Annotated in this window: 16 protein-coding genes; 9 read left to right on the top strand and 7 right to left on the bottom strand. The window is 68.7% G+C overall.

The window, feature by feature from the left end; all coding sequences use genetic code 11:
• The first annotated feature begins 62 nt into the window (after nucleotides 1-62).
• Complete coding sequence (locus tag G3I71_RS21100) at nucleotides 63-2,561, top strand: FHA domain-containing protein (protein ID WP_343243019.1); 2,499 nt, start codon at nucleotides 63-65, stop codon at nucleotides 2,559-2,561.
• Nucleotides 2,562-2,647: 86 nt separating this feature from the next.
• Here G3I71_RS21100 and G3I71_RS21105 read toward each other — a convergent pair whose 3' ends face one another.
• The 3 genes from G3I71_RS21105 to G3I71_RS21115 all read right to left on the bottom strand — a co-directional run bounded on the left by G3I71_RS21105 (nucleotide 2,648) and on the right by G3I71_RS21115 (nucleotide 5,437).
• Nucleotides 2,648-3,358, bottom strand: a complete 711-nt coding sequence (locus tag G3I71_RS21105; RefSeq protein ID WP_164316377.1) for a transglycosylase SLT domain-containing protein — start codon at nucleotides 3,356-3,358, stop codon at nucleotides 2,648-2,650.
• A 340-nt stretch (nucleotides 3,359-3,698) separates the two neighbouring features.
• Entirely contained in the window at nucleotides 3,699-4,745 is a 1,047-nt protein-coding gene (locus tag G3I71_RS21110; protein ID WP_164316378.1) for an S-adenosylmethionine:tRNA ribosyltransferase-isomerase, read from the bottom strand.
• Entirely contained in the window at nucleotides 4,742-5,437 is a 696-nt protein-coding gene (locus tag G3I71_RS21115) for an SDR family oxidoreductase (protein ID WP_164316379.1), read from the bottom strand. Before G3I71_RS21115 ends, G3I71_RS21110 begins: the two co-directional genes overlap by 4 nt.
• A gap of 186 nt (nucleotides 5,438-5,623) precedes the next feature.
• Here G3I71_RS21115 and G3I71_RS21120 point away from each other — a divergent pair, with 186 nt between their 5' ends.
• From G3I71_RS21120 to G3I71_RS21135, 4 genes are all read left to right on the top strand, one after another.
• Nucleotides 5,624-6,769, top strand: a complete 1,146-nt coding sequence (locus G3I71_RS21120; protein WP_164316380.1) for a GAF domain-containing sensor histidine kinase — start codon at nucleotides 5,624-5,626, stop codon at nucleotides 6,767-6,769.
• Nucleotides 6,762-7,403 carry a response regulator transcription factor gene (locus tag G3I71_RS21125; protein ID WP_164316381.1) on the top strand — a complete coding sequence of 214 codons (642 nt, stop codon included), beginning with the start codon at nucleotides 6,762-6,764 and terminating at the stop codon, nucleotides 7,401-7,403. Before G3I71_RS21120 ends, G3I71_RS21125 begins: the two co-directional genes overlap by 8 nt.
• 147 nt (nucleotides 7,404-7,550) lie before the next feature.
• Nucleotides 7,551-7,796 (top strand): chaplin ChpE, encoded by a 246-nt coding sequence (chpE, locus tag G3I71_RS21130; protein ID WP_164316382.1) that lies wholly within the window; start codon nucleotides 7,551-7,553, stop codon nucleotides 7,794-7,796.
• A gap of 201 nt (nucleotides 7,797-7,997) precedes the next feature.
• Nucleotides 7,998-8,237 (top strand): chaplin, encoded by a 240-nt coding sequence (locus tag G3I71_RS21135; RefSeq protein ID WP_164316383.1) that lies wholly within the window; start codon nucleotides 7,998-8,000, stop codon nucleotides 8,235-8,237.
• Between the two features lie 200 nt (nucleotides 8,238-8,437).
• Here G3I71_RS21135 and G3I71_RS21140 read toward each other — a convergent pair whose 3' ends face one another.
• Nucleotides 8,438-9,220 (bottom strand): hypothetical protein, encoded by a 783-nt coding sequence (locus G3I71_RS21140; protein WP_164316384.1) that lies wholly within the window; start codon nucleotides 9,218-9,220, stop codon nucleotides 8,438-8,440.
• Nucleotides 9,221-9,343: 123 nt separating this feature from the next.
• Here G3I71_RS21140 and G3I71_RS21145 point away from each other — a divergent pair, with 123 nt between their 5' ends.
• The 3 genes from G3I71_RS21145 (at nucleotide 9,344) to G3I71_RS21155 (ending at nucleotide 11,774) form a co-directional block, all read left to right on the top strand.
• Nucleotides 9,344-10,135, top strand: coding sequence for an ABC transporter ATP-binding protein (locus G3I71_RS21145; RefSeq protein ID WP_164316385.1), 792 nt, complete (start codon nucleotides 9,344-9,346; stop codon nucleotides 10,133-10,135).
• Nucleotides 10,136-10,244: 109 nt separating this feature from the next.
• Complete coding sequence (locus G3I71_RS21150; protein ID WP_164316386.1) at nucleotides 10,245-10,676, top strand: NfeD family protein; 432 nt, start codon at nucleotides 10,245-10,247, stop codon at nucleotides 10,674-10,676.
• A 150-nt stretch (nucleotides 10,677-10,826) separates the two neighbouring features.
• Entirely contained in the window at nucleotides 10,827-11,774 is a 948-nt protein-coding gene (locus G3I71_RS21155; RefSeq protein WP_164316387.1) for an SPFH domain-containing protein, read from the top strand.
• A gap of 141 nt (nucleotides 11,775-11,915) precedes the next feature.
• Here the strand turns inward: G3I71_RS21155 and G3I71_RS21160 are convergent, their stop codons facing one another.
• The 3 genes from G3I71_RS21160 to G3I71_RS21170 form a co-directional block, all read right to left on the bottom strand.
• Complete coding sequence (locus G3I71_RS21160) at nucleotides 11,916-12,422, bottom strand: HNH endonuclease (RefSeq protein ID WP_164316388.1); 507 nt, start codon at nucleotides 12,420-12,422, stop codon at nucleotides 11,916-11,918.
• Between the two features lie 143 nt (nucleotides 12,423-12,565).
• Nucleotides 12,566-13,105: a YbhB/YbcL family Raf kinase inhibitor-like protein gene (locus G3I71_RS21165; protein WP_164316389.1), complete on the bottom strand. Its 540-nt coding sequence runs from the start codon at nucleotides 13,103-13,105 to the stop codon at nucleotides 12,566-12,568.
• Between the two features lie 52 nt (nucleotides 13,106-13,157).
• Complete coding sequence (locus tag G3I71_RS21170) at nucleotides 13,158-13,940, bottom strand: sporulation protein (protein WP_164316390.1); 783 nt, start codon at nucleotides 13,938-13,940, stop codon at nucleotides 13,158-13,160.
• 145 nt (nucleotides 13,941-14,085) lie between these two features.
• On the opposite strand from G3I71_RS21170, the gene G3I71_RS21175 reads away from it, so the two are divergent.
• On the top strand, nucleotides 14,086-14,727 hold the full coding sequence (locus G3I71_RS21175) for a DNA-3-methyladenine glycosylase (RefSeq protein WP_164316391.1): 642 nt from the start codon (nucleotides 14,086-14,088) through the stop codon (nucleotides 14,725-14,727).
• Nucleotides 14,728-15,279 lie beyond the last annotated feature (552 nt).

Consider the following 15,279-nt stretch of genomic DNA (forward strand, 5'->3'; position numbering starts at 1 on the left):
TCGACATCCCTAGACTCCCCGTGTTGGGGCAAATATCGGGGGACAACTCAGTGGGGCGCGGAGTGCCGGAACTCGTACTGGAATTGAACGAACGGACCTGGACGCTCGATTCGTCCAGGCCATACACCCTCGGGCGTGATCCGCAGGGGGACGTCGTGCTCGATGACGCCAGGGTCTCCTGGCGGCACGCCACGATCAGCTGGGGCGGCCGGAGCTGGGTCATCGAGGACCACGGCAGCACCAACGGCACTTTTGTGCAGGGGCAGCGCATCCACCAGATGGAGATCGGGCCGGGCTCGGCCGTCCATCTCGGCAACGCGACCGACGGCCCGCGTCTGAACCTCTCCAGCAGCGCCGCCTCGGTCGCGACGCCGCAGGTGGCGCAGCCTCAGCAGCAGCCGTTCGCGGCCCAGGGCGCGAGCCCCGGCTGGGCGCAGCCGCCCCAGCATGAGGCGCCGGAACAGAGCTGGCCGCAGCAGCAGTCCGCCGCGGTCCCGCAGCAGCAGGGCCCCGGCCCGGGGGTGCCGCCGGTGTACGGCGACCGCAGCCCGACCACCTTCCACCAGCTGCACCTCGGCCGGGTGATGCGCATCGGCCGCGCCCTGGAGAACGAGCTGGTCGTCTCCGACCTCCAGGTCTCCCGCAACCACGCGGAGTTCCACGCGACGCCCGACGGCCGCTTCGAGATCCGCGACCTGGGCTCGCACAACGGTACGTACGTCAACGGCATGCCGATCGCCAAGGGCGGCACCGCGCTGCTCGGCCCGAACGACATCGTCGGCGTCGGCCACTCCACGTTCCGCCTGGTCGGCGATCACCTTGAGGAGTTCGTCGACACCGGCGAGATCTCCTTCTCGGCCCGCCATCTGACGGTCACCGTGGACGGCGGCAAGCAGATCCTCAAGGACGTCTCCTTCGGCGTCCCCGAGAAGTCGCTGGTCGCGGTCATCGGCCCGTCCGGTTCCGGCAAGTCGACGCTCCTGAAGGCGCTCACGGGCTACCGGCCGGCCAACCAGGGCGACGTCCTCTACGACAACCGCAACCTGTACAAGCAGTTCGCCGAGCTGCGCCAGCGCATCGGGCTGGTCCCGCAGGACGACATCCTGCACAAGGAACTGACCGTCAAGAAGGCCCTCAAGTACGCGGCCAAGCTGCGATTTCCCGCCGACACCACGACGGAGGAGCGCGAGCACCGCATAGGCGAGGTGCTGCGCGAGCTGAAGCTCGACATCCACAAGGAGAAGAAGGTCACCTCCCTCTCCGGCGGCCAGCGCAAGCGCGTCTCGGTGGCCCTGGAACTGCTCACCAAGCCGTCGCTGATCTTCCTGGACGAGCCGACCTCCGGCCTCGACCCGGGCATGGACCGTGACGTCATGCAGCTGCTGCGCGGCCTCGCCGACGACGGCCGTACGGTCCTCGTCGTCACGCACTCCGTGGCGGAACTGGCGATCTGCGACAAACTCCTGGTGATGGCGCCGGGCGGCTCGGTCGCGTACTTCGGCCCGCCCGAGGAGGCCCTGAACTTCTTCGGCTACGACACCTGGGCCGACGTCTTCTCCTCCTTCGAGAACTACCGCGACTACGACTGGGCGGGACGCTGGAAGGGCTCGCAGCACTACCAGATGTACGCCGCGGACATCGACGCCGTCGCTCCGCAGTCCGTGGACATGCCCGCCGCACAGGCCATGCGCCCGCCCAAGCCGCAGGGCTGGGGCTCCCAGCTGATGACCCTGATCCGGCGTTACGTGACGGTCATCGTCTCCGACAAGGGATTCCTGGCGCTGACGGTGATCCTGCCCGCGGTGCTCGGCGCGGTGAGCCTGCTCATCGACCCGGACAAGACCCTGCTGCCCGGCAAGGTGGGCAGGAACGGCCTCAACATCCCGAACGGCACGGCCACCACCGTTCTCCTCATCCTCGCGGTCGGCGCCTGCTTCGCCGGCGCCGCGAACTCCGTCCGCGAGCTGATCAAGGAACGGGTCATCTACGAACGGGAGCGCGCGACCGGCCTGTCGCGCTCCGCGTATCTGATGTCCAAGGTGATCGTCCTTGGCTTCATCACGGTCCTGCAGGGCCTGATGGTCGGCGCCATCGGCTTCGCCAGCCGCACGATCCCGGACGAGGGCCTGGTCTTCGGCAAGTTCGTGCTGCTCGAACTCTCCGTTCCGATCATGGCGCTCGGCTTCTCGTCGATGATGTTCGGGCTGGTCATCTCCTCCCTGGTGAAGACCTCGGAGAAGACCATGCCGCTGCTCGTCATGTTCGCGATCATCCAGGTCGTGTTCACGGGCTGTCTGTTCATCCTGCACGGCAACATCGGCGTCAACGAGTTCTCGTACCTGATGCCGTCCCGCTGGGCGGTCGCCGCCGCGGGTGCCACGCTCGACTTCAACAAGATCAGCCCGAACGTCGACGACCCCGGCAGCACGGACCCCCTCTGGGACCACACGGCCATGGCCTGGGGCATCGACATGGCCGCCCTGATCGCCATCGGCGTGGTCTGCGGCTTCTTCGTGGCCCGCTTCCTGCGGCGCCACGAGCCCGAGGTCATGCGCAAGTGACCACGGCCGTACGACGGTGAAGGGCGGCACCCCGGTGGGGTGCCGCCCTTTCGCCTGTACGTACGAGTCAGAGGTCCGCGCAGGCCTCAGTACGCGCCGTTGACGTTGTCGATCGAGCCGTACTTGTCGGCCGCGTAGTTGGCGGCGGCAGTGATGTTGGCGACCGGGTCGTAGATGCTCGTCGACGTACCGGAGACGTGGTACGCGTTGAAGGTCGGCTGGATGACCTGGAGCAGACCGATCGACGGGGTGCCGTTCTGGGCGTTGACGTCCCAGCCGTTGATGGCGTTCGGGTTGCCCGTCGACTCCCGCATGATGTTGCGGTACAGGCCGTCGTAGGAGCCCGGGATGCCCTTGTTCCCCATGATGTCGAGGGCCTCGCGGATCCAGCCGTCGAGGTTGTTGCCGTACGTCTTCGTCGTGGCCTTCTTGAGTGCGGCGCGCTTGGCGGACCGGCTCGCGGCCTCCTTCGCCTTGCGCTCCTTCGCGGCCTTCTTCTTTGCCGCCGCCTTCTTCGCGGCAGCCACGTCGGCGGCCTTCTTCTTCGCCGCGTCGGCCTCGGCCTTCACGGTCGCACCGGCCAGCTGGCCGGTGACGCTCGCCTTCACGTCCTTGACCTGCTCCTGGCCGAACACCACAGGAGCGGCGGAGACGGCCTCCGAGGTGGTCTGCGAGCTGCCCGGCACAAGGGTGAACGCGAGGGCGGCGGAGGCGAGCGTGGCGGCACCGGCGACCGCGAGCCTGCGGGTCCTGGCCGACATACGACTATGACCAGGAGTGGCGGTGTTCTTGGACATGGCGGATGGACCTCTTCGAATAGCGCGGACGTCGCTCGGTGCCCGGGGGACAGGCGTGCTTCCGGCACAAACGCCGCGGGCGGAACCCGCGGCGCTGAGCGACGGCTGCCATTCTTAGCGGCCGCAAAATCCTGTGGCAAAGGTGTGACGTACTACGGGGGGTAGTGGACCCGGGAAGGGCAAAACAGGACAGACCGGAGCGTCTTTCCCGCTCACTGGGTGGACGTTTGTCTCCTATAGTCCCTAGTAAGTGATGTGGGTCCTATGCGCGGGGTCACATCGGCCGAGTGCTCGTCTCACCATTAGTTGCGAGAGCAAGGCTCAGCGTGAGGAGCCTGTTTCATGCCTCCGCCGGAAGGAGGAGATGCACGTCCCCGAACTCGTGCCACAGGTACCGCTCGCGCAGCGCCTCCTCGTACCCCCGGTCGACTGCCGCACGCCCCGCGACCGCCTCCAGCATCAGCAGATGCGACGCCTCGGGCTCGTGCAGCCCCGTCAGCAGCCCGTCCACGACCCGCACCCCGCGCTCGGGCGTCACCACCAGGTCGGTCCACCCCTCGGCCGCCCGGACCGCGCCGTCCGGCCCCGCCGCGGACTCCACGGCCCGCACGGCCGTCGTACCGACCGCCACGACCCGTCCGTCCCCGGCCCGCGCGGCGTTGATCAGCCGCGCCGAGGTCTCCGGCACCGCGAACCGCTCCGGGTACGGCGGCTCGTGCGCCTCCGCCGACGCGACCCCCGTGTGCAGAATGACGGGCGCGAACCGCACCCCCCGGCTCACCAGCTCCGCCACCAGCCGCGCGGTGAAGGGCCGCGCGGCACTCGGCATCTCCGCGCTGCCCGCCCCGTCGCGGGACGGCAGCGCGAACACCGTCTGATAGACGGACAACGGCTGATCGCGTGCCGTATAGGAGTAACGAATGGGCCGCCCGTACTCCCGCAGAAGGGACAGCAGCTCCCCGGTCGCCCGCGCCCACCACAGCCGGGAAGCGCGCACCGTCAGCGGCTCCTCCAGGACCAGCCGCGCACCCCCGGGCAGCCGCACGACCGTCCCCGGGGTGCCCGCACGCGCGCGTGTGGTGCCCGTTCCGTCGGGATCCCGCAGCTCGACGGCCCACCGCCCGTCGTCCCCGCGCGTCGAGAAATGCACCACCACGCGCGCGTGGCCGATCCACCCGTCCAAGGCGGCGGCCAGCGTCGGCGACGTGTTGACGACGAGCAGATCCCCGGCGCGCAGCTGCCGGGGCAGCTCGGCGAACCCGTGATGCGACACCGCGGTCCCCCGCGACACGAGCAGCCGTACATCGCCCCGGTCCATCCCCGGCCCACGCTGCTCGGCCGGCACCCGCGCCGACAACTCCTCCGGCACCTGTACGGCCAGTGTCATCGCCCCTCCAACAGGGACGGCGCCGCGTAACGCCCACTCGCCGGCCGCTCGTCCAGCAGCCGCAGAAAGGCGGGCACGACACTTCCGGGCTCCGGACGTGGATCGGCGTCGTCAGGTACGGCCGCCGTGTACAGGTCCGTCCCCATGTCACCGGGGTCGACCGCCCAGACCCGCACCCCGGGCTCCTCCGCCCCGAGCACCGCCGCCAGCTGATCGAGGGCCGCCTTGGACGCCCCGTAACCGCCCCACGTCTCGTACGCCTCGGCCGCCGCGTCCGAACTGACGGCGATCACCGTCCCGGCCGCCGACTCCCGCAGCCACGGCAGCGCCACCTGGACCAGGCCCAGCGCGGCCACCACGTTCACCTCCAACGCCCGCCGCAGCCCCTCCAGGGACAGCCCCTCCAGCCGTACGAGGGGTTCGGCGCCCAACGCGCTCGCGTTGCTCACCAGGAGATCGACGCCGCCCAGCTTCCGCGCCGCCGACACCAGTCCGGCACGGTGACCGGCGTCCGTGACATCACCGGGGAGGGCCTCCACCCGTACTCCGTGGGCGGTGAGCGCCTCGGCGGTGGCGTGCAGGACCTCCGGCGTCCTGGCGTCCAGTACGAGATCCCATCCGCGTTGCGCGAGCGCCGTGGCCAGCGCCCGCCCCAGACCCTTGGAAGCCCCCGTGATGATCGCTACAGGCATGACATGCGTCCCCTCGTCCTCGGCTGCCGGTGATCGGCTGTGCGTCCAACGTAGGAACCGGAGCGTCCCGGCCGCCTCGTCCGGGGGCCGCATCACGGTGGGGCCCTTCGCCCTAGTCCCTTCGGCCCAGGCAGCACCGCCACAGGACGGATACGCACTGTCACACCTCGCCGGTACCGTGAGGGCATGAGTCAAGGACCACGGTCCGGCCTGGCCGCGGTGAGCGCCGCGCTGCTGGCCATGAGCAGGCACCTGGAGGTGCGCGACGTCCTCAAGACGATCGTCGCCTCCGCCAGAGAGCTGCTCGACGCGCAGTACGCGGCGCTGGGGGTCCCGGACGACCACGGCGGCTTCGCCCAGTTCGTGGTCGACGGCGTCAGCGACGCCCAGTGGAAGGCCATCGGCCCGCTCCCGCGCCAGCACGGCATCCTCGCCGCGATGCTGCGCGAGGCCCGCCCCGAGCGCCTGGCCGACGTCCGCGACGACCCGCGCTTCGAGGGCTGGCCGTCCGCCCACCCCGACATGTCCGATTTCCTCGGCCTGCCCATCCGGGACGGCGACGAGGTGCTGGGCGCCCTGTTCCTCGCCAACAAGAACTGTCCGAAACCGTCCGGCGGCTGCGGTTTCACCGAGGACGACGAGGACCTCCTCGCCATCCTGGCCCAGCACGCGGCGATCGCCCTGACCAACGCCCGCCTCTACGAGCGCAGCCGCGAACTGACCATCGCCGAGGAACGCTCCCGCCTCGCCCACGAACTGCACGACGCGGTCAGCCAGAAGCTGTTCTCCCTGCGCCTGACGGCCCAGGCCGCCGCCACCCTCGTGGACCGTGACCCCGCCCGCGCCAAGGGCGAGCTGCAGCAGGTGGCCGCGCTCGCCGCGGAGGCGGCCGACGAACTGCGCGCGGCGGTCGTGGAGCTGCGCCCCACAGCCCTGGACGAGGACGGTTTGATCGCCACGCTCCGCACCCACATTCAGGTCCTCGACCGCGCGCACTCCGCGCGCGTGACGTTCGACAGCCGTGGGGTCCGCGCCCTGCCTGCCGCTCAGGAGGGGGCCCTGCTGCGGGTTGCCCAGGAGGCCCTGCACAACGCGCTGCGGCACTCCGGGGCGGCCCGCGTGGAGGTGACCCTCGCGAAGCGCGGCCCGGGCGCCGCCCTGCGCGTCACGGACGACGGCAGCGGCTTCGACCCCACGGCGGTACGCAGCGCCGGACGCCACCTCGGCCTGGTCTCGATGCGGGACCGGGCGAGTGGGGTCGGCGGCCGGCTGGACGTGGAATCGGCGCCCGGAAAGGGCACCACGATCGAGATGGAGGTCCCCGGTGGCTGACGCAATCAGGGTGCTGCTCGTCGACGACCACCAAGTGGTCCGCCGGGGCCTGCGCACGTTCCTCGAAGTGCAGGACGACATCGAGGTCGTGGGCGAGGCGTCGGACGGCGCCGAGGGAGTCGACCGCGCGGAGGAACTGAAACCCGACGTCGTCCTCATGGACGTCAAGATGCCGGGCATGGACGGCGTCGAAGCGCTGCGCAGACTCCGCGAACTCGACAACCCCGCGCGCGTGCTGATCGTCACGAGCTTCACCGAGCAGCGCACGGTGGTCCCCGCACTGCGCGCGGGCGCCGCCGGGTACGTCTACAAGGACATCGACCCGGACGCACTCGCAGGCGCCATCCGCTCCGTGCACGCCGGACACGTCCTGCTCCAGCCCGAGGTCGCGAGCGCGCTGCTGGCCCAGGAGGAGACGCACTCGGGCCAGGGGAGAAGCGGTTCGCTCACCGAGCGGGAGCGGGAGGTGCTGACCCTGATCGCGGACGGCCGCTCGAACCGGGAGATAGCCCGCGCCCTGGTGCTGTCCGAGAAGACGGTCAAGACGCATGTCTCGAACATCCTGATGAAACTCGACGTGGCGGACCGTACGCAGGCGGCGTTGTGGGCGGTACGTCACGGTGTGACCGGATGACCGGCAACTCGGAACGTTCCCTTCCGGGCTGAGATTCATACCGTCGTGGGAATGTCCCCCGGATGGCGCATCCTTCGTGGATCTCCGGCGTTCTCCAGTGCGTACCGCGGTGACCTGCCGCGGTGAACGCAAAGGGAGGGCTCAGACATGAAGAACCTGAAGAAGGCCGCTGCTGTGACGATGGTGGCGGGCAGCCTGGTCGCCGCCGGTGCCGGTTTCGCTTCCGCCACGGAGGGCTCGCACGCAGGCGGCCAGGCCGTCGGCTCGCCGGGCGTAGCCTCGGGCAACCTCATCCAGGCCCCGGTGCACATCCCGGTGAACGTGGTGGGCAACAGCGTCAACGTCATCGGCGTGCTGAACCCCGCCTTCGGCAACCTCGGCCTCAACCACTGAGGAACCGAGCCGCCGAAGTACTGAGGTGCTGAGGTCCTGACCTCCGGCCTCCTGGGCACGCCCGGGAGGCCGGTCGGACGCGGCGGATTGCCCCAAACGGGCACTCTGCCTTCGGGATCCGTATCGCCAGGTACCCCTCCCGCGTTGCGCAGCGTACGACCCGCGGTCGGGTCGTCACGCAACCGCAGGAGGACGTTTCCCATGAACATCGTCAAGAAGGCCGCCGTGGCCGTAGCCATCGCCGGTGTCGCTGCGGGCGCGGGTGCCGGCGCCGCTGTCGCCGACGCGGGCGCCCAGGGTGTCACCGCGAAGTCGCCCGGCGTGGGGTCGGGCAACCTCGGACAGGTCCCCGTGCACGTCCCGGTCAACGTGGTCGGCGACAGCGTCAACGTCATCGGCCTCCTGAACCCGGCCTTCGGCAACAACGGCGTGAACGACTGACATCACGACGTCAGAAGCCCCGCGAACGAGCATCTGGTTCGCGGGGCTTCTGGCTTGCGCGGGGCGGTATCTCTTCAGCGCCGACCGGCATTCCAGCCCGTCCGGCGATTGAGGACGAGGCCGTTCAGGCCGAAGCGGGGGTCTGGGGGCGCAGCCCCCAGCAGACGCCCACACCAACTCCCCGCACCGCACAACAAACCTCACCGCACCCCCCGCTCCTCCACAACGGAGTTGTACGCCGCGACCTGCGCCCGCCGAGCCGCCCGCTCCACCGGCCGCAACGCCTCCGCCCGCGCCGCGATCTCCGACGCGCTCACCGCCCCTCCGGGCCCGTTCTCGGACGCCACCGAGATCAGCAGCCCCACCCGCTGCGCCAGCTCCAGCACCCGTACCGCCCGCGGTGGATACCCCGGCGCCAACACCTCGCGCCCCCGCTCCGCCCGCGCCCGGTACGCGTCGACCGCCGCCTCCGCGACCCGCCCCGAACCGGCGACGTCCAGCTGCGACAACATCGCCGTCGCGTCCCGCAGCGCCTCCGCCAACTCCCGCTCGGCCTCGCCCAGGGACGGCACGTCGGCGGGCGGTGCCTCACGTACCGGCAGGCAGTGCCAGACGACCTCGATGTGCACGTCCCCGGCCGGCCCGGCCTCGTACACCTCCGGTACCAGCCCCAGCGCGGTGCCCTCGCAGATCACCGCCTCCTCCGCCTCCAGCGCCCGCGCGTTGAACTCGGGGGGCCCGCTCAGCCCGAGCGGATGCCCCGGCGCGGGCAGCGCGATCCGCAGCCCGGACGCACCGAGCGTCCGCAGCCGTCCCAGCGCGAGCGTGAGACCGACGGGCGCCGACTCACCGGGCAGCCCCTCGACCCGGTGCACCGCGTCCTCCCCGACGATGGTCAGTACCGCGTCGTCCGGCGAAACAAGTCCGGCCAACAGGGCATTTCCCCATGCGGCCAGTCGTCCTGAGCGTGGTTCCGAAAGCATGCCCCCACCCTAAGGACCGACCGAGGGGCGGGACGGGCCGACCGGTGGCGTAGATTTCGTGGGGGGCTGCGCCCACAGGCGCACGCGAGACTGGCCGACACTGCAAGGGGAGACAATCCGCTCATGAGCGATGTTCTGGAGCTGGAGGACGTATCCGTGGTCCGCGAGGGCCGGGCTCTGGTGGACCAGGTCTCCTGGTCGGTCAAAGAGGGCGAGCGCTGGGTCATCCTCGGCCCGAACGGCGCCGGGAAGACAACCCTCCTGAACCTCGCGTCCAGCTACCTCTTCCCCAGCCAGGGCACCGCCACCATCCTCGGCGAGACCCTCGGCAAGGTCGACGTCTTCGATCTGCGCCCGCGCATCGGCATGGCCGGCATCGCGATGGCCGACAAGCTGCCCAAGCGCCAGACCGTGCTCCAGACGGTGCTGACCGCCGCGTACGGCATGACGGCCGGCTGGCAGGAGGAGTACGAGGACATCGACGAACGGCGCGCCCGCGCCTTCCTCGACCGCCTCGGCATGAGCGACTACCTCGAACGTCGCTTCGGCACGCTCTCCGAGGGCGAGCGCAAGCGCACCCTCATCGCCCGCGCCCTGATGACCGACCCCGAGCTGCTGCTCCTCGACGAGCCCGCCGCCGGCCTCGACCTCGGTGGTCGCGAGGACCTCGTACGCCGTCTCGGCCGGCTCGCCCGCGACCCGATCGCACCCTCCATGATCATGGTCACGCACCATGTCGAGGAGATCGCCCCGGGCTTCACCCATGTCCTGATGATCCGTCAGGGCAAGGTGCTCGCCGCCGGTCCCCTGGAGCTCGAACTCACCTCCCGCAACCTGTCGATGTGCTTCGGCCTCCCCCTCGTCGTCGGGCAGGTCGGCGAACGCTGGACCGCGCAGGGCCTGTCGATGTCCTGACGGCACACCCCGTTTCGCAGGAACCACCTTGTAGAACAACTGGAAGAAGCCTGTGCCAAGTTGATCGGCGCCCTGTCGGTGACCAGGTCCGCGGACCTACCATGACGATGTGAACGACATCGACGCATGGGTGTGGTGGCTCGTCGGCGCGGTGGCGCTGGGTATCCCGCTCGTGGTGACCGCGATGCCGGAACTGGGCATGCTCGCCGTGGGCGCGCTGGCGGCTGCCGGCGCGGCCGGGCTGGGCGGCGGAATCGTCGTCCAGGTACTCGTGTTCGCCGTCGTGTCGACCGCGCTCATCGCCGTCGTACGGCCCATCGCGACCCGGCACCGCGCCGACCGGCCCCAACTCCTCACCGGAATCGACGCGTTGAAGGGCAAACAGGCCATCGTCCTGGAACGCGTCGACGGCTCCGACGGCCGGATCAAGCTCGCCGGAGAGGTCTGGTCGGCCCGCGCCCTCGACCCCCAACTCGCTTACGAAGTAGGCCAGGAGGTGGACGTCGTCGAGATCGAGGGAGCCACGGCGATCGTCATGTGACCTCGCCCGACGCGTAAGTGGACGGAACGTCCCCGGGGCAGCCGACGGTCTGTCACACTCCACGATGAAGATCTTCAACAAGCAAGATCTTCAACAGGCATACGATCTTTCCGTAAGCGCCAAGGCGGAGAAGGGATACGGGGATCCACGATGGAACCCATCATCATCGTCCTGATCATTCTGGTGGTGTTGGTCTTCATCGCCCTGATCAAGACCATCCAGGTCATTCCACAGGCCAGCGCCGCCATTGTGGAACGGTTCGGCCGCTACACGCGGACACTCAACGCGGGCCTGAACATCGTCGTTCCGTTCATCGACACCATCCGCAACCGCATCGACCTCCGCGAGCAGGTCGTGCCGTTCCCGCCGCAGCCGGTGATCACCCAGGACAACCTGGTCGTCAACATCGACACCGTCATCTACTACCAGGTGACGGACGCGCGGGCGGCGACGTACGAGGTCGCGAGCTATATCCAGGCCATCGAGCAGCTCACCGTCACCACGCTCCGCAACATCATCGGTGGCATGGACCTGGAGCGGACCCTGACCTCCCGCGAGGAGATCAACGCGGCCCTGCGCGGAGTCCTCGACGAGGCCACCGGCAAGTGGGGCATCCGCGTCAACCGCGTCGAGCTGAAGGCGATCGAGCCGCCGACCTCCATCCAGGACTCGATGGAGAAGCAGATGCGCGCCGACCGTGACAAGCGCGCCGCGATCCTCACCGCCGAAGGTATCCGCCAGTCCCAGATCCTCACGGCGGAAGGTGAGAAGCAGTCCTCGATCCTGCGCGCCGAGGGTGAGGCCAAGGCCGCCGCCCTGCGCGCCGAGGGCGAGGCACAGGCCGTCCGTACGGTCTTCGAGGCCATCCACGCCGGTGACCCGGACCAGAAGCTCCTCGCCTACCAGTACCTCCAGATGCTCCCGAAGATCGCCCAGGGTGACGCCAACAAGCTCTGGATCGTCCCCAGCGAAATCGGGGACGCCCTCAAGGGCCTGTCCGGCGCCATGGGCAACCTCAACTTCGGCGCCGGTTCGGGCGGCGGAGACAACCAGGGCGGGGGCACCGAACGCCGAGAAAAGCCGTCAATCACAGACTGACGGCTTTGAGGAACCCCGCGCCCCCCAAAGGGGCGCGGGGCTGTGTCGATTTGCGGCTCCGCCGCGTGGGCGCGACAAGCCACAACGAGCCCGCAGCAGGCGAAGTACCAGTGGACCCCAGAAAAGTCCCACCCGCACCGACTACGCCGCGGGCTGCACCAACCACTCCGGCAGCGCGTCGAACTCCCCCTGCCCCAAGGACAGCAGCATCGCATCCGCAGGCGAAGGCTCGAACGGCAGCCGCAACAGCGGCATCCCTGCCTGCTCCGGAGTCCGGGCCGCCTTACGGTGGTTGTCCTCCGCACACGACGCGACGGTGTTCAGCCAGGAGTCCTGCCCGCCCTGCGCCCGCGGCACCACGTGGTCCACGGTCGTCGCCCGACGACCGCAGTACGCGCACCGGTGCCGGTCCCGGATCAGCACGCCCCGCCTCGACCACGGAGCTTGTCTTCGGAACGGCACCCGGACATAGCGGCAGAGCCTGATCACACGCGGCGCGGGTATGTCGACCGCCGCTCCGCGCATACGGATCTCGGGGTGGGCCTGCTCGACAACAGCCTTGTCCTGCAGCACCAGAACGACGGCCCGGTTCAACGTCACCGTCGACAGTGGCTCGAAGCTCGCGTTCAGTACCAGCGTGTCCCGCATCCAGCCCACCTCCTCTGCTCACAGGCCCACCACATGGCGGGCTTGGATCAACTCTGGCCGGGCACGCCGAGATGGACAACGCAATAAAAATGCCCGCCTCTGATCACTTCCAAGACCAGAGGCGGGCAAACGTGCAATGAACGTCAGTCTTCGGCGGGAACCTCGTACTCACCGACGAGTTGGGCACGCGCGATCGCGTGGAACCGCAGATTGAAACCGACGACCGCGGGCGACACGTCCGCGTCCGGACCCAGTTTCTCCTGATCCACGGCGTACACCGTGAACACATAGCGGTGCGGACCGTCCCCGGCCGGCGGCGCCGCACCGCCGAAGTCCTTGGTGCCGTAGTCGTTGCGCACCTGGACCACGCCTGCGGGCAGCCCCTCGAACTTGCCGCTGCCCGCACCCGCCGGCAACTCCGTCACCGAGGCCGGGATGTCGAACGCGACCCAGTGCCAGAACCCGCTGCCCGTAGGCGCGTCGGGGTCGTAGCAGGTCACGGCGAAGCTCCTGGTCTCCGGCGGGAACCCCTCCCACCGCAGCTGCGGCGAGGTGTTTCCGGATGCATGGACCTGAGCGTCCTTGAGCGTCGCACCCGCCTCGACATCCTCACTCGTGACCGTGAACGACGGCACGGGAGGATGGAAGTCGTGCGGCAGCGGCGGCCTCTTGAGCTCGGTCACCTCGGTACCTCCTGGTGGGATGGGGCCGGATCCGTATCTGTGTCGGACGCTACTAGAACCAGTTGCGCTTGCTGCCGACCTCGGCCAGCCACTGGTTCAGGTACGCCGCCCAGTCTGTGCCCTGGTAGTCGTGCTGGCCCACCTGGAACGACCGGAAGGTGTCGCTGCCCTCGCTGAACAGTCCCGGCTTCTTGTCCATCTCCAGCACGACGTCCATCGAGTGCTCGTCAGCTACGAAGGTCAACTCGACCTGGTTCAGGCCCCGGTACTGCGCCGGAGGGAAGAACTCGACCTCCTGGTAGAAGGGAAGCTTCTGCCGCGTACCGCGAATGTGACCGCGCTCCAGGTCCGCGCTCTTGAAACGGAAGCCCAACTGGACGAAGGCGTCCAGGATCGCCTTCTGCGCGGGCAACGGGTGCACGTTGATGGGGTCCAGGTCACCGGAGTCGATGGCACGCGCGATCGCCAGCTCGGTGGTCACCCCGATGTTCATCCCGCGCAGCGCCTGACCGTCGATCATCGTGACCGGTGTCTCCCACGGGATCTCCAGCCCGAACGGCACGACGTGCACGGCACCGGCCTGAACCTCGAAGGCACCGCCCAGCCGCACCTTCGTGAACTCGACGTCCTGCTTGTACTCCTGGTCGCCGCCCTCCACCTCGACCTTGGCCTGGAGTCCGACGGACAGTCCTTCGATCTGCTGGTTGACGGAACCGCCCTGGATCCGCACCTCACCCTGGACGACACCGCCCGGAACGACGTTGACCTCTGTCAACACCGTCTCGACCGAAGCCCCACCGGCACCCAGGCTCGCGAGCAGCTTCTTGAACGCCATGTCTCTCCTTCTCCAGCGATCCTTGCGATCCCTTGATCCTTAGAAACGCGATCCGACCGTGGCCGGTTCCGTCCTTACCCTGGCAAGGCGGACGCTTCCTGGCCACCCCGTTCGCCGAGACACACCTGTACTACGCTCGGACGGCATGATCGCGCCCGCTGACCGTACGCCCCTCCCCAGGGAGTTCTTCGACCGGCCGGTACTGGCGGTCGCCCCCGACCTCCTGGGGCGCGTCCTCGTACACACCACCCCGGACGGTCCGATCGAACTGTGCCTCACAGAGGTAGAGGCGTACGACGGCCCGAACGACCCCGGCTCCCACGCCTATCGCGGCCCCACACCCCGCAACAGCGTGATGTTCGGTCCGCCCGGACATGTGTACGTCTACTTCACCTACGGCATGTGGCACTGCATGAACCTGGTGTGCGGCCCCGAGGGTGTGGCGAGTGGGGTTCTGCTCCGGGCCGGCGAGATCATCGAGGGCGCCGAGCTCGCCCGCAAACGTCGAATTTCAGCCCGAAACGACAAGGAACTGGCCAAAGGCCCGGCCCGGCTGGCCACGGCCCTGGGCATCGACAGGGCCCTCGACGGTACGGACGCCTGCGCCTCCGGGGCCTCGCCGATCACGGTCCTGACCGGCAGCCCCGTCGGCTCCGAGCAGGTGAGCAGTGGTCCACGCACCGGCGTGGCCGGCGACGGGGGCGTTCATCCCTGGCGCTTCTGGATCATCAACGACCTTACGGTGAGTCCTTATCGAGCCCATGCGCCCCGTCGCCGCTCAACTTGACGAGCCCTTGTGGGGGTACGTAATGTAGTCCGAGCCGCTTGACCCGGGTACGGCGATCGCCTGCAGCCGGAAGTGGCCAACCCACTACCTTCAACTCCCTCTCAGCGGGGGCAATTTCGGCGTGTCTGCATACCGAATTGCGAACCCGCGGAACTCGATTATGAGTTACCGAGAGAAGCGGCTAACGTAGTGAATGTCGAAAGGCCGACGGGCGAAAGCCGGAAAGCTTGAGGCAATCCCGCCGACAGGGAATCGGATACGGAAACGGTCTGGTAGAGTCGGAAACGCAAGACCGAAGGGAAAGCCCGGAGGAAAGCCCGAGAGGGTGAGTACGAAGGAAGCGTCCGTTCCTTGAGAACTCAACAGCGTGCCAAAAATCAACGCCAAGTTTGTTGATACCCCGTCTCTCCCGTTCGGGAGGACGAGGTTCCTTTGAAGTAGTAAACACAGCGAGGACGCTGTGAACGGTCGGGCTTATTCCGCTTGACTGTTCCGCTCTCGTGGTGTGACCCGATTACGGGTTGACATTCACGGAGAGTTTGATCCTGGCTC

The sequence above is a fragment of the Streptomyces sp. SID12501 genome (genome assembly GCF_010550245.1).
GTDB lineage: Bacteria > Actinomycetota > Actinomycetes > Streptomycetales > Streptomycetaceae > Streptomyces.